Source organism: Salinispira pacifica, assembly GCF_000507245.1.
In the GTDB taxonomy this organism is placed as follows: domain Bacteria; phylum Spirochaetota; class Spirochaetia; order DSM-27196; family Salinispiraceae; genus Salinispira; species Salinispira pacifica.
Map to the genome: position 1 here is coordinate 3,121,781 of NC_023035.1, position 24,059 is coordinate 3,145,839.

Annotated in this window: 20 protein-coding genes; 9 read left to right on the forward strand and 11 right to left on the reverse strand. The window is 52.8% G+C overall.

The genetic code is table 11. The features are described from left to right. Nucleotides 1-148 precede the first annotated feature (148 nt). Complete coding sequence (locus L21SP2_RS13665) at nt 149-895, reverse strand: 5'-methylthioadenosine/adenosylhomocysteine nucleosidase (RefSeq protein WP_024269147.1); 747 nt, start codon at nt 893-895, stop codon at nt 149-151. A 19-nt stretch (nt 896-914) separates the two neighbouring features. Beyond that, complete coding sequence (locus L21SP2_RS13670; protein WP_024269148.1) at nt 915-2,069, reverse strand: iron-containing alcohol dehydrogenase; 1,155 nt, start codon at nt 2,067-2,069, stop codon at nt 915-917. A 163-nt stretch (nt 2,070-2,232) separates the two neighbouring features. Between L21SP2_RS13670 and L21SP2_RS13675 the strand changes: the two genes are divergently transcribed. Continuing rightward, nucleotides 2,233-2,859 (forward strand): hydrolase, encoded by a 627-nt coding sequence (locus L21SP2_RS13675; protein WP_041403153.1) that lies wholly within the window; start codon nt 2,233-2,235, stop codon nt 2,857-2,859. 52 nt (nt 2,860-2,911) lie between these two features. On the opposite strand, the gene L21SP2_RS13680 is transcribed toward L21SP2_RS13675, so the two are convergent. Beyond that, nucleotides 2,912-3,361 carry a hypothetical protein gene (locus tag L21SP2_RS13680; RefSeq protein ID WP_024269150.1) on the reverse strand — a complete coding sequence of 150 codons (450 nt, stop codon included), beginning with the start codon at nt 3,359-3,361 and terminating at the stop codon, nt 2,912-2,914. 210 nt (nt 3,362-3,571) lie between these two features. Between L21SP2_RS13680 and L21SP2_RS13685 the strand changes: the two genes are divergently transcribed. After that, complete coding sequence (locus tag L21SP2_RS13685) at nt 3,572-4,462, forward strand: FAD-dependent oxidoreductase (RefSeq protein WP_244437930.1); 891 nt, start codon at nt 3,572-3,574, stop codon at nt 4,460-4,462. Nucleotides 4,463-4,690: 228 nt separating this feature from the next. On the opposite strand, the gene L21SP2_RS13690 is transcribed toward L21SP2_RS13685, so the two are convergent. Then, on the reverse strand, nt 4,691-5,875 hold the full coding sequence (locus L21SP2_RS13690; RefSeq protein ID WP_041401624.1) for a MalY/PatB family protein: 1,185 nt from the start codon (nt 5,873-5,875) through the stop codon (nt 4,691-4,693). A 129-nt stretch (nt 5,876-6,004) separates the two neighbouring features. On the opposite strand from L21SP2_RS13690, the gene L21SP2_RS13695 reads away from it, so the two are divergent. The 5 genes from L21SP2_RS13695 (at nt 6,005) to L21SP2_RS13715 (ending at nt 11,088) form a co-directional block, all read left to right on the forward strand. Beyond that, on the forward strand, nt 6,005-7,030 hold the full coding sequence (locus L21SP2_RS13695; RefSeq protein ID WP_024269153.1) for an EF-P lysine aminoacylase GenX: 1,026 nt from the start codon (nt 6,005-6,007) through the stop codon (nt 7,028-7,030). A gap of 93 nt (nt 7,031-7,123) precedes the next feature. Then, a complete protein-coding gene (locus L21SP2_RS13700) occupies nt 7,124-7,897 on the forward strand; it encodes a hypothetical protein (protein ID WP_024269154.1) in 774 nt (257 codons plus the stop codon). A gap of 189 nt (nt 7,898-8,086) precedes the next feature. After that, nucleotides 8,087-9,703, forward strand: coding sequence for a methyl-accepting chemotaxis protein (locus L21SP2_RS17545; RefSeq protein ID WP_024269155.1), 1,617 nt, complete (start codon nt 8,087-8,089; stop codon nt 9,701-9,703). 121 nt (nt 9,704-9,824) lie between these two features. After that, entirely contained in the window at nt 9,825-10,388 is a 564-nt protein-coding gene (gene efp, locus L21SP2_RS13710) for an elongation factor P (protein WP_041401626.1), read from the forward strand. Between the two features lie 232 nt (nt 10,389-10,620). Next, the gene (locus L21SP2_RS13715) at nt 10,621-11,088 is read left to right on the forward strand and encodes an RrF2 family transcriptional regulator (protein ID WP_024269158.1); all 468 of its coding nucleotides are present in this window, start codon (nt 10,621-10,623) and stop codon (nt 11,086-11,088) included. 198 nt (nt 11,089-11,286) lie between these two features. On the opposite strand, the gene gdhA is transcribed toward L21SP2_RS13715, so the two are convergent. The 4 genes from gdhA to pyrF all read right to left on the reverse strand — a co-directional run bounded on the left by gdhA (nt 11,287) and on the right by pyrF (nt 18,891). Continuing rightward, a complete protein-coding gene (gene gdhA, locus L21SP2_RS13720) occupies nt 11,287-12,630 on the reverse strand; it encodes an NADP-specific glutamate dehydrogenase (protein ID WP_024269160.1) in 1,344 nt (447 codons plus the stop codon). Between the two features lie 248 nt (nt 12,631-12,878). Further along, the gene (locus L21SP2_RS13725; RefSeq protein WP_024269161.1) at nt 12,879-16,034 is read right to left on the reverse strand and encodes a PEP/pyruvate-binding domain-containing protein; all 3,156 of its coding nucleotides are present in this window, start codon (nt 16,032-16,034) and stop codon (nt 12,879-12,881) included. Nucleotides 16,035-16,094: 60 nt separating this feature from the next. Then, nucleotides 16,095-17,279, reverse strand: a complete 1,185-nt coding sequence (locus L21SP2_RS13730; protein ID WP_024269162.1) for a mechanosensitive ion channel family protein — start codon at nt 17,277-17,279, stop codon at nt 16,095-16,097. A gap of 160 nt (nt 17,280-17,439) precedes the next feature. Beyond that, nucleotides 17,440-18,891 (reverse strand): orotidine-5'-phosphate decarboxylase, encoded by a 1,452-nt coding sequence (gene pyrF, locus L21SP2_RS13735; protein WP_024269163.1) that lies wholly within the window; start codon nt 18,889-18,891, stop codon nt 17,440-17,442. A gap of 222 nt (nt 18,892-19,113) precedes the next feature. Here pyrF and L21SP2_RS13740 point away from each other — a divergent pair, with 222 nt between their 5' ends. Then, entirely contained in the window at nt 19,114-19,875 is a 762-nt protein-coding gene (locus L21SP2_RS13740; RefSeq protein ID WP_024269164.1) for an SIR2 family NAD-dependent protein deacylase, read from the forward strand. 82 nt (nt 19,876-19,957) lie between these two features. Here the strand turns inward: L21SP2_RS13740 and L21SP2_RS13745 are convergent, their stop codons facing one another. Continuing rightward, a complete protein-coding gene (locus L21SP2_RS13745) occupies nt 19,958-20,854 on the reverse strand; it encodes a DMT family transporter (RefSeq protein WP_024269165.1) in 897 nt (298 codons plus the stop codon). A 136-nt stretch (nt 20,855-20,990) separates the two neighbouring features. Continuing rightward, complete coding sequence (locus L21SP2_RS13750) at nt 20,991-21,935, reverse strand: hypothetical protein (protein ID WP_024269166.1); 945 nt, start codon at nt 21,933-21,935, stop codon at nt 20,991-20,993. 158 nt (nt 21,936-22,093) lie between these two features. On the opposite strand from L21SP2_RS13750, the gene L21SP2_RS13755 reads away from it, so the two are divergent. Continuing rightward, a complete protein-coding gene (locus tag L21SP2_RS13755; protein ID WP_041401629.1) occupies nt 22,094-23,446 on the forward strand; it encodes a patatin-like phospholipase family protein in 1,353 nt (450 codons plus the stop codon). Between the two features lie 2 nt (nt 23,447-23,448). Here the strand turns inward: L21SP2_RS13755 and L21SP2_RS13760 are convergent, their stop codons facing one another. Next, entirely contained in the window at nt 23,449-23,889 is a 441-nt protein-coding gene (locus L21SP2_RS13760; RefSeq protein ID WP_024269169.1) for an SRPBCC family protein, read from the reverse strand. Nucleotides 23,890-24,059 lie beyond the last annotated feature (170 nt).

A 24,059-nucleotide genomic window follows, 5' to 3' on the forward strand; every position in this document is an offset into this window, starting at 1 on the left:
GAACTGTGCTCCCGCCGCCTCTGTCAGTACCGGCAGTCCTGGGGCCCGGGTCCCGCTGCCGGTTCCATCCCGCCGCCGGTTCTACCACCGGTTCCATCTTACGGTACCGCCGCCGGTTCCCTCCTCCGGTACCGGCGCCGTTGGTTTCTCAAAGCCGGGAGAAGATATGGGTGAGAAGTTTCAGACTGTTTTGGCTTGCCCTGATGAGAAACTCCCTGAATTTCACCTCAGCCTTTCCGTCGGCCTCATCTGATATGGTTCGGGCCAGAAGGAAGGGAACGGAGTTCACTTTCGCGCAGAGTGCGGCCGCAGCCCCCTCCATTTCCACTCCGTCGCCTTCCAGCTCTTCCCGTAAATAGGCGTACTGTGGATCATTCCGCCGGGCGATAAACTGGTCTCCGGTAAGAACCCTCCCCCGGTGCACCCTGCCGCTCTCCGGGCGGTACCCCTCTGCGGCAGCCAGCAAATCGGGGTCCGACTCAAGAAAACGGTGGGAACTGTAGGGAACCGTTCCCCGCTTGATCCCCAAAGCAGTGGCATCCAGGTCATGCTGGATGCAGTCTGCGGCGATGAGGGTATCTCCAATGTGGAGTTCCGGATTGAGGGAGCCCGCCAGCCCGGTGAAGATCAATGCCCCGGGTTTCCGGGGCGCAGCGTTGGAGGGAATTTCTTCCCTTGCAATGTGGTCGAAAATGGCCTGGGTGCTCATGGCACACATCGCCTTTCCGACTCCGCTTTTTGCCAGAACAACCGGCCGGCCTTCCAGAGTGCCCCGGTACGCCCTGAGCCAGCCTCCGATGATGATCTCCTCTCTGGAGTTCAATGCATTCCGAATCTCTTCAATTTCGCCGTCCATGGCTCCTAAAAGCACGATGGGAGAGGTACTGGTTTTCATAGATATCTCTCCGGTATTTCTATGCCCGGAGCAGGAGAATCTGCTCCACCTCTTCAGGACCGATATCCCGGTGCTCACCCAGCTTCCAGCCTTTTTTCCGGATATTTTCCGCAGCTGCTTGGGCGGCTTCTCCGCCAAGCTGATAATCCCCCAGAGTGGTGGGTACGCCCATTTTTCCGAAAAACAGAACGGTTTTGGCAATGGCCTCGTCGATTTTCACATCACCATCCCCCTGGGTGATATTCCACACCCGTTCGGCGTACTGAATCAGTTTCTCCCGCTTCTGCTGCCGCTTGAACTGCATTACCCCGGGCAGGGTCACCGCAAGGGTCCGGGCATGATCAATACCGTAGAGGGCGGTGAGCTCATGACCGATTCCGTGGGTCGCCCAGTCCTGCACCACTCCCACGCCGATGAGTCTGTTCAGCGCCATGGTTGAAGCCCAGAAAATATTCGCCCTCACATCGTAATTGCCGGGATCTGTAAGCACCTTGGGCCCTTCTTCTATCAGGGTAAGAAGGATTGCTTCCGCAAATCTGTCCTGTATGGGTGAGTTCACCGGATATGTGAGATATTGCTCCATGACGTGAACGAAGCTGTCGACAACGCCGTTGGCGGCCTGACGTTCCGGCAGGCTGAAGGTTGTTTCCGGATCCAGTATCGAAAAGCGGGGAAGCACATGGTCACTGGACCAGCCCCGTTTTTCCCCCCATTCCTTCCGGGAAATTACCGAATTACTGTTCATCTCCGACCCGGTTGCAGGGAGGGTCATCACCGCTCCCAGGGGAAGTGCGGTGCTGATACTCACATCTCCGGTTACTATGCCCCAGGGATCCTTATTTTCCAGAACCGCCGCCGCAGCAATGAATTTTGCCGCATCCAGAACCGAACCGCCTCCCACAGACAACACGAAGGTTGCAGAGCTGGCCTGAACCTCCTTCACAGCCTTCATGCAGGTTTCATACTGGGGGTTGGCCTCAATCCCGCCGAATTCAACAATATTTTTGCCGGTAAGGCCGTGTTTTACTTGCTCATACACCCCGTTTTTCTTAATCGATCCCCCGCCGTAGAGGAGAAAGATCTTCGTTTCATCCCCGAGTAATTCCCCAAGATCAGCAATAGTTCCCTTTCCGAAACGGATCTCAACCGGGTTTTTGAATCTGAAATTTTTCATAGCCTTCCTCTGTATTGTGTGATCTTCTGCCAACCTCTGCTTCAGCCAGCGCCCCGTGGCAGCCGGGCGTATGGGGCTGTGTCATCAGGAACCGGGCCGGCAAAGTAGCCGCAGCCGCCGGTATCTCTGTACACTCAGATCCCTGGCGGGTATTCTGATAGATATGAGCAGCGAACAACATACTATATCACATGAACTGGGTCGTCAGGAATTCGGTTCTCCGGAATACACGGGAGTTTTTCCCTCCAGAGAAGATGCAATTGCCCTCATGAAGGACTGGGTGGAAAATCCCCGCCTCCAGCTGCATATGATGCAGGTGGGGGGCGTGCTCAAAGCCTGGGCCGAGGAGAAGCTGTCTCTGGATGCGTCAGCTGCGGAAAAGTGGGAAGTGGCTGGTATTCTCCATGATGCCGACTGGGACAAATGGCCGGATGAACACTGCAGGAAAATTATCGAGCATCTGGAATCCCAGGGCTGTGACCCTGAGCTTCTCCACGCCATTGCCTCCCACTCCCCTTCGTTCTTCGCTGTGACTCCCGTAAGCACCCTGGACCACATGCTGTATGCCTTTGATGAACTCAGCGGCTTTATCCATGCGGTGAGTCTGGTGCGCCCCGGAGGATACGAAGGCATGAAGGTGAAATCGGTGAAGAAGAAACTGAAAGAGAAAAGCTTTGCCGCCCAGGTGAACCGCGATGACATTCACGATGCGGCATCCCGGATCGAAACCGGCCTGGATGAGCTCATCCAGTTTATCAGCAACCATCAGCCGAAGATTTCCCTGGAGTAACTCCCCTGTCCGGCGAGCCGGTCCGGTGAGCCGGTCCGGGCAGCGCAGGACATTACGGTGCATCCGGGGAGAGGTAGATCCGGCCGTTCACCGAAATAATGATCACCTGTGAATCCTCACCTGCCCGGAACCCGGGAATATCAGACGTTGACTCCGGCATGTTCAGATCCTCCAGCAGGCGGCTGAGCAGATATGTGTCCATGAGTGTTTTTCCGGATTCACATATGCTTGTACTCTCAAGCATCAACGGAGACTTCCCGGGCGGCGGATACACTACGCCCCGGCCATCTGCCAGACAAATCTCTGCAGTATACCCCTGAAGATCGGTTTCTCCATGATTGTTCACCTCCATGTACAGGAAGCCGTCCTGGGCCTCAATGCTGCCCTCCTGCGAAATATCAATGGAGGCATTGAACTCACAGATCCAGCCCGGCCACCCGCGGATATCGCAGGCTGATACTCCAAGGAGAACAATAATCAGCAGAAGGCTTATGAGTTGCATTACAGGGTACTTATTCATATATTTATGACTGACAGAAAACACGGGTCTGCTTGAAATCGACGGATGATTTTGAAACCCCAAGATGATTTCATGATTGACGGCTTGACTCTATATATTATTTTCTTTATATATACATTCCATAGATAAATTCTCCGCAAGGCCCGGGATACCATTCGGCTGTGCCGGCGGATTACAATGTTAGGAGACAGCATGAGCGATACAGTGGAAAAAGTCATTATTATTGGAAGCGGACCTGCGGGACATACCGCAGCAATTTATGCAGCACGGGCGGAACTCTCCCCGCTGATGTTCGAAGGTTTTATGGCCGGAGGAGTAGCTGCCGGCGGCCAGTTGACCACAACCACTGAAGTTGAAAACTACCCCGGATTTCCCAAGGGCATTACCGGTCCCGAACTGATGGATCAGATGAAGGAACAGAGTATTCACCACGGAACCCGGATCATCACTGAAACCGTGGAGTCAGTGGATCTCAACAGTACTCCCAAGAAGGTATTTGTGGGCAGCGGAGACAAGGCTCAGACATACCTGGCAGAGACGGTGATCATTGCAACAGGCGCCACCGCCAAAAGACTTCACATCAAGGGTGAAGATGTGCTCTGGCAGAAAGGAATCTCAGCCTGTGCGGTATGCGACGGCGCCCTTCCCATGTTCCGTGAACAGCCCCTTGTGGTGATCGGCGGAGGCGATTCGGCCTGCGAAGAAGCCAGCTATCTGGCGAAGTTCGGAAGCACAGTGCATATGCTTGTACGCAGGGATGAACTGAGGGCCAGCAAAGCCATGCAGAAACGGGTATTCAACAATGAGAAAATCAAAATTCACTGGAACACCAATGCCCTGGAAGCTGTGGGCAGCGAACCAAACGCATTCGGGCAGAGTTTTCTTGAAGCAGTGAAGGTGAAAAACAATAAAACCGGCGAAGAAAGCAGCATTGAAGCCAAGGGGCTGTTCTACGCCATCGGCCACACCCCCAACACCGCATTTCTCGACGGCCAGCTCCCGGTGGATGATGCGGGCTATGTGGTGGCAGAGCCGGGAACAACCGCCACCTCAATTTCCGGGTGTTTGCATGCGGAGATGTGAAAGATAAAGTATTCCGTCAGGCCGTTACCGCCGCAGGAACCGGATGTATGGCAGCTCTGGAAGCTGAACGATTTATTGCGGAAAACGAATAATTTTCCCCGTTTTCCCGCCCGAACCGGCCCGTCCCGGAAGGAATGCTCCGGGGCGGGGACCCATCTTTACGGGTGATACGACCCGGAGCATTCAATGAAGAAGAATGTAACGAATTCATAACTGATCATTCTTCGATCATTCTTCGAGCCATTTTTCCAACCGGCTGAGCCCCTCGTTCAGAAGCTGCCGGGGGCAGGCAAAATTCATGCGGAAGAATCCGCTGCCGTGACTGGAGTCTTCCGGGGAAAACTGATAGCCCGGACTCAGCCACAACCCTGCCTGTTTTTTCAAATTCCGGTAACTGTCGACTCCATGAATCCCCTTGATCCGCTCCCCCTGGCGAAGATCCAGCCAGTACAGATAGGTTCCCATGGGTACCGGACTCTCTTCCAGTCCAAGGGGACTGATGGTCTGGTCCACAAAATCTGTCACCACGTTCCTGTTGGATTCAAGGAGTGCCAGGGTTTCATCCATCCAGCCGTCTCCATGTCGGTACGCAGCGGTGGCGGCTTCCAGAGCGAGTACGTTGGGAAGCTCATGTCCCCAGGCTGCGGCACGTGCTCTCAGACGCTTCAGCAGATCCCGGGATGAACTGATATACAGCGCGGACGCAATGCCGGGTATATTGAAGGTTTTGCTGGGAGATTGAATGGATACCGCCGGATGTGCGGGGTCCATTTCCCTGAGAACGGGAATCAGGGGTGTGAACGTCCCACCGGAATACACCAGGTCTGCGTGAATTTCATCGGATATTACCGCCACATCGTTTTCAATGCAGACTTCCAGCAGCTCCGCCAGTTCTTCGGGGCTCCACACCTTACCCAAGGGATTATGGGGATTACACAACAGAAGAACGCTGTTTTCCTTCAGCTCGGCCAGCTCCCGCAGACGGTCAATATCCATATGATACTGGCCGTCACTGTGGGAAAACTGAAGATACCAGTCCACACGCTTGCGGCCCCTGTGGCCGGGAACTTCAAGAAAAGGATGATACACCGGCGACGGTACAATCACTCCGTCTCCCGGCGAACTGAATTCATCAACCGCCAGGCGCAGCCCGGCCATCACCGAGGGGATAAATTCCAGCCATTCCGGGACCGGGTTCCAGCCCTGCCGCCGTTTCGCCCATCCGGAGAAGCTTTCGTAAAAATCCGGCTGCACCATGCCGTATCCCAGATAGGGGTGCTCCAGCCGTTTGTGCAGACTCTCAATAACTGCCTCGGGGGCGGGCAGGTCCATGTCCGCAACCCACATTGGAAGAACATCCTGTGCCGCCAAATCCCATTTCACCGATCCGCTGCCACGTCTGCTGAACTCCATTATTGCACCTCGCTGCCTGTGTAATTTCGTTTTTCATTTTAATATCAGTGTAAATCCCCACGAAGTTACCCTGAAGGTGACTTCCCGGCAGTATTGACATTTCCGTCGTCCCGTTGTTTGGTCTAGGGTATGACCAGGGAACTGTATACCGCCCGCCTGAATATCATACAGGGAATCAGAGAATTCTTCAGCAACCGGGAATATCTTGAAGTTCACACTCCGCTGATGGCGGAATACTGTATTCCCGAATCCACCATCCCCCTTTTTCACACCCGTCAATATCACCCCTGGGAAGATGGAACAAACCTTCAGCTATTGCCCTCCCCTGAGTATTACATGAAACAACTGCTTGCTTCAGGGTGGGGAGATATGTTTCAGATTTCCGGCAGTTTCAGAAACGGAGAAACCGGCGGCAGCATCCACCTGAGAGAATTCACCATGCTGGAATACTACGCCGTTCATACCGATTATATGGGAAGCATGGGGATTACTCAGGATTTCATCCGTTACCTTCTCACACTCCCCGGTACCGCACCACCCGTCAGGGAGCGCTGGAAAAATATTCCCTTCCGCCGCATCTCCATGCAGGAGGCGTTCCTTCAACATGCCGCGGTCGATCTGGAAGGGATCCTCACTCCGGGTTCGCAACCGCATCCCGCAGACCGGGAAGCTCTATTCCATATATGCCGGGAGAAGGATCTAAAGCCGGAAACAACCGATAGCTGGGAGGTTCTGTTTAACCGCATATTTCTCAATCTGGTGGAACCCGAACTCTGCCGGGATCCTTCCCCGGTTTTTCTGTACAATTATCCTGCAAAACTATCAAGTCTGTCCCGGCTCACCGCAGACGGTCTCTGGAACGAACGATGGGAGCTGTATTGGCAGGGAGTGGAACTTGCCAACTGTTTCAGTGAAGAAAACAATCAGGAAAATATCGAAGCGTTTTTCCGTAACGAGATCCGGGAAATAGAACTCCGGAACCGGGAAGCACAGCAGGACGGCGGGGATTTCAACCCGCCGACCCGGGCGGACCGGGAGTTCAGCCGCAAAATTGCCGGTCTGCCGCCCTGCAGCGGCACAGCCATGGGCGTGGACAGGCTGCTGATGATACTGCTGGGAAAGAACAGCATCCGGGATGTGGTTCCGTTTTCCTGAAACTATCCTGCAAAAAATTAATGCAGAACCCCACATAGTCTGATAGTATTCTCGCTGATTCAATAATACACAGATCGGAGAATACAACTCGACATGAACAATTTCAGACAACTTCTGGGCTTTTCCTACTTCCTTTTTCTTTTAACGGCTGTATCGGTGCTTTCCCTCTTTTTTCCCAATACGGTAAACCTGCCGATACTGGTGATCCTCCCTGCCATCGTGTTCTTCTTCCAGGCGGAAGCATTCGAGAGAGTAAAGCTGGGAACCCTGATCGTCGGACGGCTCTTGATCACCCTGACGGCTCTATCTCTGTTTCCCGGCAATGTACTGGTGCTGATTGTCATCTGGCTTCTGAGAATCAACATTCTGGAAGCCACAATCAAGGATATAATGAACAGACGCTGGGCCAACGCCATTGCAGGCGTGGTGCAGATCATCACCAGCTTCGGGTTCACCGGTGAATGGACAGGCACATACTACATCACCAATGAAAGTGCGGCGATTTTCTGGATCATTGCCTATACGCTCTGGAACTGGAATTTCATCAATCTGAATTTCGAACCTCAGGTCGCCCTGTATCATGTGGCCGTGCTGGCAGCCCCTCTGATCTGGGTGGGAATAACCCATTTCGCTCAACCGGATTTTCCGGGTAACGGCCCGGGCATCTGGCTGGTGATGCGGGGGGCCACCCTCACATTCGCGGTCACCACCCAGATTGTATTCAAGGAACAGATCCGTACTTCTCTTGATAACCGGGTTTTCCAGGCTATTTCCAGGAAAGCCGGGAGCATGCCGGTACAGATCCTCCTTTCAGGAGCTGTGGTGATTCTGTCCTGTATCTCCGCAGCAATGATCTGGCAGCTCTGAAATATGAGAATATAGCCCTGTAACAGTGCACGGAAGCTTGTGGAGCGGAATCATCTGCCGGTGGAGGACCTTAGATGTAGTGTCTCCAATTTTCACACCATAACCGGTAGTGGTTCGGTGAGTAAAAAAACGGAAAAAAGATGTTTTTCACAAGCTTTGGTGCACTGTAAAAATCTTTAGGAAATTAATATGAAGATCAAAGAACAATTCAATGGCAAGTACATCGGGGCGGACAAGGATATTGAATCCAAGGCGGACAGCCTGTTCACCGTTCACATATTTCTCATTCTTGGGCTGGTTTTTGTCAGCCTGATGTTTCTGATATCCGGGGAATATCAGCGTCTGCTGCTCTCAGGGGTTCTGTTAGTTTTATTTTTCACCAGCTTCGCCCTGGGATTCGCCGGCCGCTACCGGACTTCTTCCAGCATGCTGTCGTTCTCAAGCTTCATATTTCTTCTCTCTATGGTGCTGACCAACGATCCAGGCCATCCCTATGCTCTGCACATGACTGCCTTTTATCTCACTGCGGTTGTCATGATGACCTCCCTGATCACTGTGGGGAAGGCGGGTACGCTGATCACCTACGGCCTGGCCATGGCAACCGTTGGAGCGGTATTTTATGTTTTTTTCGCGGGGGTTCTCCCGGCCAATCCCGAGGCATCTGTTGCAACCCTCGCCGGGAAGTATCTGGGGTTTGTCCTGGTGCTCCTGGTGTTCATTGCCCATTTTGTGATGAAAAAACAGCGCATCGCGGTGAAGCTGATTGGTGAGGCTCAGGAGCTGGCCGCGGAAAGCCAGGAGAAGAACAATGCCGTCACATCCATGCTGGGGGAGGTGCGAAAAGGAATCGGAATTACCAGCAAGCTGATATCCGAGGTGGAAACCATCCAGGAGCGCATGCGCTCAGCAAATGAGAAAACCGATGCAATCCGCAAGGATATGGAAAACTTCACCCTCTATTTCCGGGAATCCGGGGAACAGCTGGACAGCATCGGCGAACAGATCGGAAATGTGAACAAGGTAATATACAGCCAGTCCTCGGCTCAGGAAGAATCGGCGGCGGCAACCAATCAGATTATCAGTTCCATATCCCGGGTTGCCCAGATTGCCGAGGAGAAGCAGCAGAGTGCCCTTGAGCTGAACAAGATCACCGAATCCGGAGGCGCGCAGCTGAGGGAGACGGTGGAAATTATCCAGGGGATTTCATCAAACGTGGATTCCATAATGGAGATGGTCACCCTGATCAATAACATTGCTTCCCAGACCAATCTTCTTTCTATGAATGCGGCAATTGAAGCCGCCCATGCAGGGGATGCAGGGCGTGGGTTTTCGGTGGTTGCAGAAGAGATCCGCAAGCTCGCCGAGGGCTCTGCCCGGAACGCATCCAATATTGCCAGGGTGCTGAAGGAAGTGGTGAACAATATCACCAAAGGTCATGAATCGGGAAACAGTACCCTCAATGCCTTCATGAGAGTCCAGCAGGAAGTTGAAAGCACCACCGCATCCTTCACCGAGATCGTCCAGAGGACCCAGGAACTGAGCAGCGGCAGTTCGGAAATCCAGCACAGCCTGCAGGGCCTGAGCGATCTGACCAGAGATGTGCGTCAGGGCAGCGATGATATCAGCGAATCCCAGCAGGTGGTGCAGAATCATATTGCCGCAACCGGGGAACGGATCGGAGGCATTGTGGAAGATCTGGATGTAATCTCACGGGGGAACAAAGAAATTGAGGCTGCAATCAACCATATCAGTGCCATTGCAGCGGACCTGAAGCGTCTGAACCACGATCTGGAAAACCTGGGGTAAACCGGAATACCCCCGGCCCCTGGGTCCCACGCTCCCGGCAATCAGCCTCCGGTGTTGATAGTTTCACGTATACACGATATGATCCCTCAACATAATTTCTTATATTTTCAGTAGGTATACTATGATAAAAGCAGGCCAAGTAGCCAAGGGAATGTGTCTGATAATGAAAAACGCTCCCCATCTTGTAGTGGAGCGGGAATTTGTAAATCCCGGAAAGGGAAGCGCATTCGTACGGCTGAAGTTGAAGAATCTGGTGACAGGATCGTCACTGAAAGAAACAATTAAATCAAACGATAATGTGGAAGAAGCAGATGTGTACGAAAAGAGCAGTCAGTTTCTCTACGCCGACCCGGAAGGGTATCATTTCATGGATGCGGAAACCTATGATCAGTTCCTGGTTCCCACCGAGGGGCTGGAAGACAAGGGCCTGTACATGAAGGAAGGAGATACATACCGCATAGTCTTCTTCGATGAAAAGGCAATCGACATCGTTCTTCCAACCAAACTGGTATTTGTGGTTACTGAAGCCCCTGAGGCGATCAAAGGCGATACGGTGAACGGCGCAACCAAGGTGGTAACCTGTGAAACCGGCCTGACGGTAAAAGTACCCATCTTCATCAAGCAGGATGAAAAGATTCTGGTGAACACCGAGACCGGTGAGTACGTTGAACGGGTTAACAAGTAACTGCAATCCGGCGGAATTTATTCTGCCGGGTTATATACTGTTACATTTCATGCAGTTACAATAAAAAACCGGCTGGAGATTTCCAGCCGGTTTTTTATTTTCACGGCGGTGTTCAGCCTCCAGCGGGGCGGGATCTGCCGCCTCCATTGGGAATTATGACTTGCCAATTCAGGAAATCTAAAGTAGAGTTAAACGATAATAAAAAGGAAATTTCAATTAAAAGAGACAAGATATGAGAATAACTACCAAAGGCCGCTATGCATTGCGGGCCATGACAAATCTGGCACTTTCCAATCAGGACAGACCCAAGGCAATTAAGGTAATTGCCGCTGAAGAGGAAATATCGCCTGAATTTCTGGAACAGATCTTCTTCCGGCTGAAAAAGTCCGGTGTAATCAATTCTGTGCGGGGACCCGGCGGAGGCTTCATCCTCAATAAGGACCCTGAGGAGATCTCGGTTAAAGATATTTTTGAGGCCGTGGATGAAGGTCTGGATCTTACTCCCTGCAGCACCTGCAATGAAAACGGGGAGTTTGACTGCGCAAAGGTTGATACCTGTCTGGTTCACGATGTATGGCGGGAAGCAAACGATCACATCAATCGGTTCTTTGACGGCATAACACTGGCCCGGGTGATGAATAAGGATTCCAGTTCCCCCCTGAGCAAGGTACTTGCCGGAGAGGAAATCAAGCTGAGCTGAGCAGCAGGTTCCGTTACATAGCGCTGCTCATCTCAGGTGTTCATTTCAGGCGCTCATTACAGGCGCTCATTTCAGGTACTGAGGAATTACCAGAACCCGTATTCCGCCGGCTGATATTCCGGGAACCCAAAAGAGCCTCCCGAATACGAACCCGGCAGCCCGGAATCGGCGGGCACTCACATATTTTGGGTCTTCAGATTACACAACTCCCTGATCGATCATTGCATCGGCGACCTTTCTGAACCCGGCAACATTGGCACCCACCACATAGTTCCCGTCATAGCCCACCGAGGCAGAAGCTTCACGGCAGTTATTATGAATATTTACCATGATCCTCTGGAGTTTTTCGTCCACTTCCTCACGGGTCCATGCCAGCCTCATGGCATTCTGACTCATTTCCAGCCCGCTGGTGGCAACTCCTCCGGCATTTGCGGCCTTTCCCGGCGCGAACAATACATTGGATGTGATAAACTTCACCGCCGCATCTGCAGTACAGCCCATATTGCTGGTCTCCACAACATATTTCACCCCGTTGGCGATAAGCTGTGCGGCATCTTCACCGTTCAGCTCATTCTGGATGGCGCAGGGTACGGCCATATCAACAGGGACTGCCCAGGGTCGTTTCCCGGGAAAAAATTCGGCTTTAAACATATCGGCATATGGAGCCACCACGTCATTATTGCTGGCCCGCAGCTCAAGCAGATATTCCCATTTTTCCTCGGTATTGATTCCCTCTTCATCCAGAATGAAACCGTCAGGTCCCGAGATGGTAATAACTTTGGCCCCCAGTTCAGTGGCTTTTTTACACACACCCCAGGCAACATTGCCGAAACCGGAGACGGAGATTCTTTTGCCTTCCATCGATTCTCCCCCGGCCTCCACCATCTCCTTGGCAAAGTACATGGAGCCGTAGCCGGTAGCTTCAGGCCTGATCAGGGATCCTCCCCAGTCTCTTCCTTTTCCGGTCAAAACCCCGGTGTTCTCAAGACGGAGACGCTTGTACTGTCCGTACAGAAAGCCGATTTCACGGCCTCCCACACCGATGTCACCTGCTGGTACATCAGTATTGGGGCCGATGTGGCGAAAAAGTTCGCTCATGAAGCTTTGGGAAAAACGCATCACTTCCATTTCGCTCTTGCCTTTGGGGTCGAAGTCGCTCCCCCCTTTTCCCCCGCCCATGGGCATACCGGTAAGGCTGTTTTTAAAGGTCTGTTCGAATCCCAGAAACTTGAGAATGCTCAGATTGACAGATGGGTGGAACCTGAGGCCTCCCTTGTAGGGCCCAAGTGCGGAATTAAACTCCACACGGTATCCGCTGTTCACCCTGATCTCTCCCTGATCGTCAACCCAGGGTACCCTGAAAATGATAATACGCTCGGGTTCCACGATTCGTTCAAGAATCCGATACCGGGCATACTTGGGTTCTTCAGATAACAATGGGGACAGGGTCTGTAAAACCTCTTCCACGGCCTGAAGAAATTCAGGCTCCCAATGATACTTGCTGCTGAGTTGATCAAGGACCGTCTGTGCATAGCTGTTCATGCCCTCAGTATAAACCCAGTTCTCCTATTTTATCAGCTGAATTGTATAATTAAGAGTCTGTTATTACTTCTGCAGTAGTATTAACTCGTCAAACGTGTAGTAATTTTCCGTAGTAATTTTTCATTGAGAAATTTTCCATAGAGAACGCACCGGCGGCAGACCTGCCGCCTGCCGCATGTTCCATTTCGCCAGCAGCTTTTAGCCTGTTGCCTTACAGTTGCGTCTGGCCCGGCGTCGCATGCTTCGGATCAGCTGTCACCGGAATGGGGGAGATATACCATGGACTCGCTGCTGCGCCCTGCCAGAGCCGCCCCCAATTCATTGTCTGAACGGAAATGGCGCAGATAGCCGCTTTTTTCCGGCAGAAGGCTTTTCATTTCCCGGACTCCGGGGGTGTTTTGCAGGGTATCCAGGCGGAAAAATCCCGGCCCTTTCAGAGAAATATGAGCATAGCCCACATTCATGGCTATGAGGTTATGCAGAAAGTGGGATCCCTGGCTGGGATCAATATCGTAGTTTTCCACAGCAAGTTCCACAAGAATTCGCGCCTTGCTGATCTCCGGCCATTGTACCGGCACTCCCAGGTACTTATCCCGGCTTCCCCAGCGTCCCGGGCCGATGAGAATATATTCTCTGTCCTCAGCTTTCATCTGTTCATTAAAGGCTGATATTTCCCCTCTGATCTCTTCGGTTTTCAGCTGATCCCACATGGAAGGATCCACCACCAGAATATCGTGAATACCCGGGAGCCGGCCGTTTCCAAGGCTCTCGTTGCTGTAAAACACGATCCGGTTCCGGTCGGCGGGAACATCTGAAGGCAGACCGTCCCCGGCCTGGACATTCAGCGGCCGGACCTGAAGCAGATAGAAGCGGGGGATGTTTCTCGGTGGTCCGGCACCGAAACTCTCCTGAACGGATTCAGGCAGGTTCTGTTCTGCTGGCCTGGACGGCCTGGGTATTGAAGCATCATCCCCTCCAAGCCGGTTGCCCGGAGGCAGCACCACCGCAAACTCGATTTCAACATGGCCTCCCAGAGCTTTTTTCAATAATTCCATCAGGTCTTTCAGAAGTTCCGCCAGAGGAATTGCCGCATATTCAATAATTCCTCTGAAATTCACCACCTTCGGTCCGGGATGGGAGAGATCATCGGTGAGGCTGTTGTTGGTGGAATCAAATACCGCCGCAATGTGCTTCAAAGTCCGGTGTTTTACCGCATCCCGGAGAGAAAGTTTCACAAGACTCCGGGTTTCGCCTTCCATAATGGTTTCCCTGTCACAGTCCATTTTCAGTGCATAAAACTTCGTTTGACTGTACTTAACTGCGTCTTCAAGAGGATGATATGGTACTGCCGGCCAATCCGGACAGAACCGAAAGCTTCTGTTTCCCCCTGCAACCTCATGGCCCATGCCCAGGGCCAGACTGCAGAGTTTATCGTCGGTTTTCATGGGCCCCACCGGATAGTAATTCCAGCTTTGTCCCACCCCGGATATTTGGGGATAATAATAGTCTCCGTGCCGTTCCCCGGCCACCTCCTGAATGATAATGGCCATCTTCTCTTCTTCCGCATTGAAATGAAGGTTCTCAATATACTGTACGGCCTGTCTCAGGAACACCGAGGCGTACACCAGCTTGATTGCCAGGGTCAGCTGATCAAGCCTGGGCGAAAGGCTTTTCGAGGCATTGGGTATCATATATGTCTCGTACACTCCGCTGAAGGGCTGTGCCTGGCTGTCCTCCAGGAGACTGGAGGAGCGAACCGCCAGAGGTCTGACACTGTGCTTCAGGAATGTTTCCATCTGAACTTCAATCTCCCCGGGAAGCCGGGAGGTGGAGAAAATCATCCGGATCTCCTCATCGCTCCTGCCGGAAAGCCTGGTTCGGGATAATCCGTTCAGGTCAAGAAAGTCATCGAACACATCGGTTGCGATAATCAGGGTGCGGGGAACCGTTATTTCCATATTGGAATACATGCTTGCCAGATCCATGGTGGAGAGCAGAGCATTCATGAAAGCAAGCCCCCTGCCCTTGCCCCCCAGACTGCCTTTTCCTATGCGGACCACCACATCAGGTTCATCCAGAATTTCCTCACTGAAATCCACGATATTTCCCAGGTTCTGGTTTTTGCGGATGCTGATGAAGCTGTTGATGAGGAAGGATCTGATATCCTCCACCGAGGTAAAAGCGGAAGCGTGTTTACCCCGCATTTTCCGTCCGGTTTCAAACTCGCCGTGGGCCATCAGCCAGGTGGAAAAATGATTCCGCCGGGCATGATACAGAATTGATTCATCAGGAATGTCCCTGATGATTCTGGAAAAATCCTTCAGGTTGGATGCCCTTTGAATCTCCGTTTCCTCTTCAGTTCGAAAAATAAAATCCCCGAACCCCAGGTTAAAGCGGAGAAAGTGCCGCAGCTCCTCCCGTATCCCGGGATCCTTCTTGCATATAAACGGAATATCCCGGCGGTGGGCTTCGGTCTTCCACTGACCTTTCATGGACTGGAGAAGAACGGGCATATACTGATCTTCCCTGCGGATTTCATCCGCAAGATTGAACCCCGCCTCCTCGTCTGTTGTGCCGTGAACCGGGAATTCCACATCGCTGATCACTCCCAGCATGCTTTTTTTGAACGTCCGGTAGATGCTCATGGCTTCTTCGTAGGTTCGTGCGATGAGAATTTTGGGCCTGGTCCGCATACGGAGATATTTCTTGTGATTATTCTGCTCATGGGCAATCAAGGCCTGGATCTGCTCCATCAGCTCTGTGTACAGCATGGGCAGGAAAATGGAACTGTATTCTATGGAGTCATCCACGAAGAGAAGGACACGCACCAGCCCCTGCCGGATATCGTTGCGCACATTATAATAATCCTCCACGGATTTGATGATGGACAAAAAGACCCTGGGACCGCCGGTCCACAGAAATATCTCATCAAACACTCCGCTCCAGGTTTTCCACTCCTCGCCGCTGGAGGAAACAATGCTTCCCGGGGCAGGGGCAGGACGGGTGATCAGGTCTTTAATCAGGGGTATCTCGGTCTTGTTGGTAAGGAGCAGCACCACGGGCATGTTGGGATACAATTCCCGGATCCGTTCAGCAAGCTCGAAGCAGCTCGTCTCGCCGCTGCGCATGGTGGTGATAACGATATCAAAATTTTCCTTCTCCAGAAGGCGCAGAGCATCGTCGGCGCCGGGTACGGATATCATCCTTGGAATGCTTGTGAGGTTGAGCTGATGATACTCCCCCACCAGCTGGTCGGAGAGAAGAGAATCGTGCTCAAAAATGTACGCATCGTAAAAGGTGGACACCAGGAGAATCCGGCGTATCCGGAAACGCATCAGGTTGTGAAAATTATCTTCGCCGAACTTGAATTTCCGGTAGTAGAAGGACAGATCCTTGAATTTCATTCTTCAAGTGTATGCGCCTCCCGGCCGGGCCGCAAGAAATAGTTTCGGAAATACCGGCGGCTATTCGCTTCCCGGAGGAAGGGTTTTTACGTAGAGATCCATCTGAGGATAGGGAATCACGATACCGTTCTCCTTGAAGCGGCGCCAGATCATTTTCCGCAGCCACGCCATGGCCACAAATCGCTCAGGGGCATGGATAATCCGGGTATACAGTCCCACCTCTATGCCAGAGCTGTTAAAGCTTCGCACCCGCATGGTGGGTTCCAGCGTACCCGTCCAGTAGGGACATTCCTTCCCCACATCTATGAGAACCTTTTCAACAAAATCCAGATCGCTCTCATAATGAACCTCCACAATTGCCGGAACTGTGACTTCCTGGCTGTCGTAGCTGTAGTTGTGAACCGGTTTTCCGATGATTTCCGAATTGGGAATGATGATGGTCTCATTCAGCAGGGTGTTAATGACCGAGTGCAGAAGAGTGATTTTCACCACCCTTCCTTCAAGATTCTCCCCGGAGGTGGTGGCAAGTATGAAGTCCCCCTCCTTGATGGGCCGGCTGAGAATGATAACCACACCGGCGAAAAAATTGGAAACCATGCTTTGAAGGCCGAATCCGATACCGATTCCCAGGACGCTGAACACCAGTATCAGACTGGAAAAATCAATTCCGATGAAGCTCAGCCCCATAATGAGAACCAGAAGCATGACCGTGTAGCGGGACATGTTGGCAATACTGAATTTCCGGGATTCGTCCACCGGGAGCCGCTTGAGCACCTCCCGCTCAACCAGGCTCCGGGCGCCTTTTCCCGCCAAACTGGCCAGATAAAACACCGGTACTGCAGTGATCAGGGTCATAACCGAGATTTTCAGGTCACCGCTGGAATAGAACGGCTCATTGAGAATTGTCCCCAGGGCGGAAAGAACCGAGAAGAACTCCGCACCCAGCAGAAATGTGGTGATCAGAATCAGATATATCAGCCCCAGAACCCGGAAGATAATCCGGTTCCAGCGCTTCAGGTTATTTTTCACCGGATCTTTCAGTTTGGACCGGTCTATGCTGCGGGCAACCAGGTTTTTCAGGAAGCGGATCACAAATATTCCCACAAACAGGGGGAGCAGAAACTCCAGAACAAAACCTGCGACGGAGAACGGCAGCGAAAGGGTGCCCGCACTTAAGGGTTGGCTGAGAATTTCCCAGATACCGGAGATAACCTCTCCAAAACTGCCGCTTTCAAGTTCATCCATGGCGGGTCCTCTTATCCTTTACCCGTGATTATCTAGCAGATTCTGAACTGGGAGCATTTCATGTACCGCACCTGAGTTTTTCCCTCCGACGGATCATGCAAAAAACCAATTCTTCACCGGCTGGCTCTGCTCAAGCCCGCCCGGCGCCAACGCGCCGCTTTCAGGACCGGGCATATTTCATGAGCGATTCCAGTTCATCTTCCTGAATAAGGCCTTTACGCACACAGTGGGGGAGAAATTCATCCAGACGGGCAAAACTGCGCAGATCAATTCCCGCAGCAGTCATGTCCTTGCGTCCCCTCTCGCCCCGCTCGATTAAAACTGCGAGATGTTCCACTTTCAGGCCTGCTTCCTTGAGAATATCCAGTGCTTCAATTTTACTGGTCCCCCTGGTAATCAGATCATCCAGCAGAAGCACTTTCTCCCCGGACTTCCAGTTTCCCTCCACGGTATTTCCAGTACCATGAGATTTGGCATTCATTCTGGGGAATATCATGGGGATGCCTGTTTCCATGCTCACTGCCGTCGCCAGTGGCAGTGCCGCCACGGGAATACCGGCAATATGGTCAAAGTCTTTTCCTTCCCGCCGGAGCTCATGGATCAGCCGGGCATATGCTCGTGCCACATCCTTCAGAAGGCTGGGATACGACATCACCCGGCGCAGGTCGATGTAGAACGGCGAACGTTCCCCGGACTTCAGAGTGAACTCACCTGTTTTGAAGCAGCGGGCATCGATAAGACCTGACAGCACTCTGTCCTTCAGCAAATCTCCGGGAGAACCGGCATGACCTGCCCCTTCGTTCTTCCTTTTTGCAAGCACTTTTTCTACGGCTTCGTTCAGTTCAGATACCAGAGCGGCGGCAGCTGCTTCGGGGTCCTCGGCCTGGGAAATTCCCCGTGCCACCACAGGGATAATGCCCGTCCCCCGGGAGTTCACCCCCGCTTCCACGGCCTCCAGCATGCTCCCGCCCTGAGCGCCGATTCCCGGACTGAGAAACCACATCTCAGGATGCCGGGCTCTGATTGCCCGCAAGGCGTCCAGATCATTACCCGCTACAACCAATCCCACATTCTGCCCCCAGGATCCGGCTATTTCCGCAACCCGTACATAGAGGGGCTCGCCGTCATTCTGGCTCAGAAGCTGAAGGTCGCCGCTTCCCGGATTACTGGTTTTACACAGGATAAAGGCGGCAGTTTTACTGTGATTGATAAACGGCTCCACCGAATCGCGGCCCATGTAGGGACTTAAGGTAACTGCATCGGCATTCAGATGACCGAACACCGCACGCTCGTACGCAAGGGCGGTCGCCCCGATATCACCCCGTTTAGCATCAAGAATTACGGGAATTTCATCGGGAATCAGTTCCAGGGTGATCTCCAGTGCCTGCAGTCCCGGAGCGCCCAAGGCTTCATAAAATGCGATGTTGGGCTTGTAGGCAAGGGCGTAGCTGCTTGTGGCCTGAATTATCCGCTTGTTCTCTTCGATCATGCCTGACACACTGTCGGCAGCGCCCATATCCGGCTGAATTGCATGCCGGGGATCCAGACCCACGCACAATAAACTGTTGATTTTCCTGCTTCGCTCTTCCAGTCTCTGAAAAAAATCGCTCATAGTGGTAATGTATTCCTCTTGTGCGGATCGGAAACAGGGGATTATGAACCCGTTCCCTCGAGATACGCACAGAAAGCATGTATACTGTGCACAGATTCGTGCACCCGCACTCCCCGGGCTGAATTATATCCGATTCAACGGGGCTTGGCAAAGCACAGAAATTCCTGAACGGCTGATAACCGTCGCCGGATGCTGATAACCGTCACCGGATTAGGAGGGAATATGCCTGACAGTCCTATTCACAAAGCCATGGAACGAATTGCCGGGGCCCAATACCTTACCGCATTTACCGGCGCCGGAATATCCGTGGAAAGCGGTGTTCCCCCTTTCAGAGGTGAGCATGGAATCTGGAACCAATACGATCCCCGGATTCTTGAGCTCGATTACTTCTACCGGAACCCCGGAGAATGCTGGACGGTAATCAGGGATCTGTTTTACCGGAACTTTGCAGCCAGTAAACCCAACGACGCCCACTACTGGCTGGCAGAATTGGAAAACCGCGGCAAACTCAAACTTCTGATTACCCAGAATATCGATGATCTGCATTACCGGGCGGGAAGCAGAAATGTGGTTGAATACCACGGCAACTGCCGCCGGCTTCTGTGTACCCGCAGCGGAAACTATGTCCCGGCAGAGAGCATCAACCTGCTGGAAATGAAAGATGATGAGATGCCGCCCCGAAGTCCGGCCGGAGGAGTTTATAAACCGGATTTTATCTTTTTCGGAGAAGGAATTCCCCGGGAAGCCCAAAAGCGCAGCCTGGATGCAGTAGACCGCAGCGATGTGATGATAGTGATCGGCTCCACCGGGGAAGTGTATCCTGCGGCTTCAATTCCGTTGATGGCAAGCCGCCGGGGTGCGGTAATAATCGAGATCAATCCCCAGCCCTCCGCATTCACCTCCGAAATAACCGATATTCATCTTCAGATGACAGCCGGTGATGCAGCCAGGCAGCTTCAGGAGATCCTGGATGATGCAGTGTAGCGGCAATCAGAGAACAACTTCCGTTCCAGTCAGATTGGATCATTTTCCCGGCACCACGGCCCTGAACAGATGCCCGGTACAGCTAAAGCAGCAGGAGCAGGGTTATTCCCGAGAGCGACAGAACCGTGCCTGATATTCCCCAGAGAGTGATTTTCCGGCGAAACAGCAGGTGTTCAACAGGGAAGAGAAAAAGAGGCGTGGTTTGCATGAGAACCGCCGCCAGTCCCACTGGAATGAACATTACCGCATAGAGACTTCCCATCACTCCCAGGGAAGGTCCCACCACGGCGGCAAATGCGATGAACCCCAATGCCCGCCGGTCTTTCATCTTCCGGAAATCCTGGAAGAAGGTACCCCGAAAACCCACATACACCAGCAGTCCCAGGAGTCCGGCAAGCAGACGCACTACATTGATTTCCACCGGACTGTCACCGGCATTGATGCTGTACTTGGATGCCACGATTCCCAGAGCCTGGGAGACGGCCCCGGCGATAGCCAGCAGCACCCCGATTCCTTTTCTGTCCGGCCTTCCGGTTCCGGTTTTGGCAGGGGTGGTGTCACGGACCACCATGGCTATCCCCGAAAGTATGAGCAGGGCTGCGGCGCCGGTGCCGGGAGCCAGCCGTTCGCCGTACATGAGCCAGGAAAACAACGCCGCAAACAGGGGGCTTCCGGTCATAATCAGCATGGTATCTCTGGGACCGATATCAAGAAATGCCCGAAACAGCAATAAATCCGCCACCACATAACCGAACAGCCCGGAAACGGCAGCGGCCGCCAGGGAAGCACCCCCGGAAAGCACCGGGAGAAAGCTGCCGGTTATCATCAGCTGAATGAGTAGACTTACCGGCAGGGCAATCCACAGCCTGATGTGTGCGGTGGTGCCTGATCCCACCCGTCTGCCGGAAAATGTATAAAAAATGGAATTATGGGCCCAGGCTCCGGCAGCCCCCAGGGCAAGCAATACTCCCCAAATCATCCGCTGCTCCTATTTCCAGCCCCGGCTGTTTCCGGCGCCCTGCAAAAAACATGGGTACCGGCGACCCGGGTAACTGGCAGAAGGAAGCTGTAGCATAAAGAAACGGTTGAAGACAAGAGGCGGTTCGAATGGGCGTTTAGAACTCGGGATGTATTTCCTTGAACTCATCCAGCCACAAACTGCCGTATAGATCCTCCAGCGGGGGCAGTTCGGGCGTAAATGAAATATCTGCCGTCTCAAGAAAATCCGCCTGCAGGTCGCCTGAGCTCATTGTCCACATCGAGCTGCGTCCGAAACCCGGCGATTCCGATCCCACGGTAATTTTTACAAGCAGTATTTTCTGATCTGCTCCAAGGCTGGGAAACAGTGCTGAATCCAGGGGAATATATACCGACAGATCATCCCAGGAAAACTCAGGATACCGGCCTGCGACATAACTCACAGCATAGACGGGCACCCCGTCAGCCTGTTCCGTTCCGGAATTCATGCTGATATCCGCTTCTCCCATAATAATCAGCCCCGGATCTGTTTGGCTGTTGGTGTCTCCGGCAGAAGATGTCATGGGCTGGATTTCGGCTACCCGCAGTGAACCCAGGCGGAACTGGATTTCTGCGCTGTTTCCGCCCCCATACTCCCCGGCCAGCTCGTAGGTTCCTGTGAAATGTGCCAGGTGGCGATGTTCCGCCGATCCCGACGGCCATGCTCCGTCAGAATTCTCCGGGTATCTGCTCTCAACGTTTACCCGGGCTTCACCTTCAAACTCAGGTGAGGAAAAATCGCTGCTGCTGAAACTGTATTCAGCCCTGATTTCATAGCTGCCCTCTCCATTGAGCAGCAGGTTCAGAGGGTTTCTGGGCCCTCCTATCCCCTGATTCATCCTATCCAGATAGGTAAAATCCTCATTTCCGGGGAGGCGAACCGACCAGTGGATGAGCTGGGGAACCCGGGCTCCGGGAGAATTGAGCTCCACGGAAATTCTGGTGCCGGGAAATACGGAATTGTCTGAACCTTCGCCCCCCTCCCGGACATACCATTCAATGGTGGGGTCGCCCATGCCCAGTAGGGTACAGGAGAAAAACATCACAGGAACACAGCATATAAAGATCAGGAACAGAGGAAGCCGCCTTTGTTCTCCGGTTCTTCCCCTGATCTTTCGGGAGACGCTCCTCTGTTGAAAATTATCGATCTGCAGCATGCCGTAATAATACAACCACAGGACGGGGAATACCAGCTGGAAGATTGAATAACCCCCCTTGCCCCGCGCTCAAGCTGGAAGCATACTGTCTATATGGGAATTTTCAGAAAAGGAAAAACATCCGGGCGCAGATATCATTCAGGACTGGTGCTTGCCGGCGGCGCAGCCCGGGGGCATACCAGATCGGCGCCTGGGAGACACTGAGGAAGCACGGCTTCCGCTTCGACGGGTTTACCGGAACCAGCGTGGGGGCACTGAATGCAACACTCATGGCCCAGGGTGACTGGGACTTTGCCGTTGAACTGTGGTCCAACCTGGGCATACAGGATGTGTTGACTCTCCCGGATTTTCTCCAGGGTGAGGACATCTCCAAGTTATCCTGGAGAAAAACCGTAGCACTGCTGCAGGAGGTGCGCCGCTCCGGCGGACTGGATTCCTCCCCTCTGCTGAACATGCTCCGTACCCGCAGCAAAGAGGAAAAACTGCGGAAATCCGGGGTGGATCTGGGGGTGGTCACATTCGGAGTCTCCAAGTTCCGGCCGCTGAAGATTTTCCTGGACGAAATGGAGCCGGGCAGCCTTCCGGATTATCTCTATGCCAGCGCTTCCTTTCCCCTCTTCAAAATGGCAAAGATTGAGGATAAGCGTTTTACCGACGGCGGTGTGTGGGATAATCTCCCATGGTCCATGCTTACCGAACGGGGATACCGGGATCTGGTAATCATTGATATTTCCGCCTACGGCATGGTCCGCCGCCCGGATCCGGAGAACCGCAGAATTCTCTACATTAAAAACAGCCTGCCGCTCCCCCATCTTATGGATTTCAGCCGGAAGAGTCTGGATTACTCCCGGAAACTGGGCCGCCTGGACAGCATGAGAATTCTGGGAGATGTGGGAGGCCTGGAGTATTATATCGATCCATCAAAGGACTCGAAGAATCGCCTGGGCAGAATTGAGGATAACGGAAGGGTGATTATTTCCCAGGACCTTCCTGATAATCTGAAAAAGATACGCTCAGGGGGACTTGCGGTGTTTGAAGCAGCCGCCAAAGCATACGGTATTCCCCGGGCAGAATATTACAGCGTGGATACCCTCTTCCGGGAAATCCGGGAAAAAGACCGGAAGCTCGTCCAGGGCATACGGAACGGCAGAGAGGAGGGAGGACTGAACCCCGGGACCATCCGGGATATCCTCTTCGACATCGCAAAACAGAAGATGGGCGACCACGAGCGTTTAAGCGAAAATCCTCCCATACTCTGGCTCATGGGGGGAAAAATCCTCCTGCCGAAGCAAAGCGGATATATAAAAAGCATGCTGAAAGTGCTTTATCCTGAACTGGAAACCGCACTTCAATTCAGACAACTCTTTGATTTCCCGGAATTGAACGCAGAATCCTGAAGTCAGCTGTCTAAAGATTCAGCATACTCCTTAAAACGTTTCATATCCTCTTCGGTCTGTTTTCGGAATGCACCCGGCGCCAGGAACGCCATCAGTTTCATGAATCCCCGCATGCGGAAGTCATTTATCTGTATCCAGCGGGTGCCGCCGGTTTCCCGGCTTTCAAAATGGTTCTCGCAGGTGTTTTCCACCCCCCGCACCCGGTACAGGAAGGTTATCTCATCAGGAAGCTGGTCACGGAGAATTTCCTCTTCCATCTCCAGCTCATCCTTACCCAGTTTATACTTAATACGGGTTCTGGATCCTTCCTTCCCCGAATCCCCTTCCAGATGGTCCCTGCGCTGCAACCCTTCCTGCCACTGTTCCATGTGGACAGGATCCATAAAAATGCGGGTCAGACGTTCCCGTGGGAGATCTATATATATTTCATTCTGATATTTCACTTCTTCTCCTAAGCCTTGAGCCGCAGACAATACTATTGCAAATAACCGGTCGGAAAAAGCCGGGTTACATCCGTTTCGTACTTTTTTCGTTGACCCCGTACATGAAGAAAGATAATCAGTTGAAACTCAAGGCTATTTCCAAAATCTTTGATTTTTGAATGCTGGGTACT

What these genes read in the sequence shown, in the direction of transcription:
- L21SP2_RS13665 (WP_024269147.1), bottom strand. Translation starts at nt 895, where the DNA reads ATGAAAACCAGTACCTCTCCCATCGTGCTTTTAGGAGCCATGGACGGC.
- L21SP2_RS13670 (WP_024269148.1), bottom strand. Translation starts at nt 2,069, where the DNA reads ATGAAAAATTTCAGATTCAAAAACCCGGTTGAGATCCGTTTCGGAAAG.
- L21SP2_RS13675 (WP_041403153.1), top strand. Translation starts at nt 2,233, where the DNA reads ATGAGCAGCGAACAACATACTATATCACATGAACTGGGTCGTCAGGAA.
- L21SP2_RS13680 (WP_024269150.1), bottom strand. Translation starts at nt 3,361, where the DNA reads ATGCAACTCATAAGCCTTCTGCTGATTATTGTTCTCCTTGGAGTATCA.
- L21SP2_RS13685 (WP_244437930.1), top strand. Translation starts at nt 3,572, where the DNA reads ATGAGCGATACAGTGGAAAAAGTCATTATTATTGGAAGCGGACCTGCG.
- L21SP2_RS13690 (WP_041401624.1), bottom strand. Translation starts at nt 5,875, where the DNA reads ATGGAGTTCAGCAGACGTGGCAGCGGATCGGTGAAATGGGATTTGGCG.
- L21SP2_RS13695 (WP_024269153.1), top strand. Translation starts at nt 6,005, where the DNA reads ATGACCAGGGAACTGTATACCGCCCGCCTGAATATCATACAGGGAATC.
- L21SP2_RS13700 (WP_024269154.1), top strand. Translation starts at nt 7,124, where the DNA reads ATGAACAATTTCAGACAACTTCTGGGCTTTTCCTACTTCCTTTTTCTT.
- L21SP2_RS17545 (WP_024269155.1), top strand. Translation starts at nt 8,087, where the DNA reads ATGAAGATCAAAGAACAATTCAATGGCAAGTACATCGGGGCGGACAAG.
- efp (WP_041401626.1), top strand. Translation starts at nt 9,825, where the DNA reads ATGATAAAAGCAGGCCAAGTAGCCAAGGGAATGTGTCTGATAATGAAA.
- L21SP2_RS13715 (WP_024269158.1), top strand. Translation starts at nt 10,621, where the DNA reads ATGAGAATAACTACCAAAGGCCGCTATGCATTGCGGGCCATGACAAAT.
- gdhA (WP_024269160.1), bottom strand. Translation starts at nt 12,630, where the DNA reads ATGAACAGCTATGCACAGACGGTCCTTGATCAACTCAGCAGCAAGTAT.
- L21SP2_RS13725 (WP_024269161.1), bottom strand. Translation starts at nt 16,034, where the DNA reads ATGAAATTCAAGGATCTGTCCTTCTACTACCGGAAATTCAAGTTCGGC.
- L21SP2_RS13730 (WP_024269162.1), bottom strand. Translation starts at nt 17,279, where the DNA reads ATGGATGAACTTGAAAGCGGCAGTTTTGGAGAGGTTATCTCCGGTATC.
- pyrF (WP_024269163.1), bottom strand. Translation starts at nt 18,891, where the DNA reads ATGAGCGATTTTTTTCAGAGACTGGAAGAGCGAAGCAGGAAAATCAAC.
- L21SP2_RS13740 (WP_024269164.1), top strand. Translation starts at nt 19,114, where the DNA reads ATGCCTGACAGTCCTATTCACAAAGCCATGGAACGAATTGCCGGGGCC.
- L21SP2_RS13745 (WP_024269165.1), bottom strand. Translation starts at nt 20,854, where the DNA reads ATGATTTGGGGAGTATTGCTTGCCCTGGGGGCTGCCGGAGCCTGGGCC.
- L21SP2_RS13750 (WP_024269166.1), bottom strand. Translation starts at nt 21,935, where the DNA reads ATGTTTTTCTCCTGTACCCTACTGGGCATGGGCGACCCCACCATTGAA.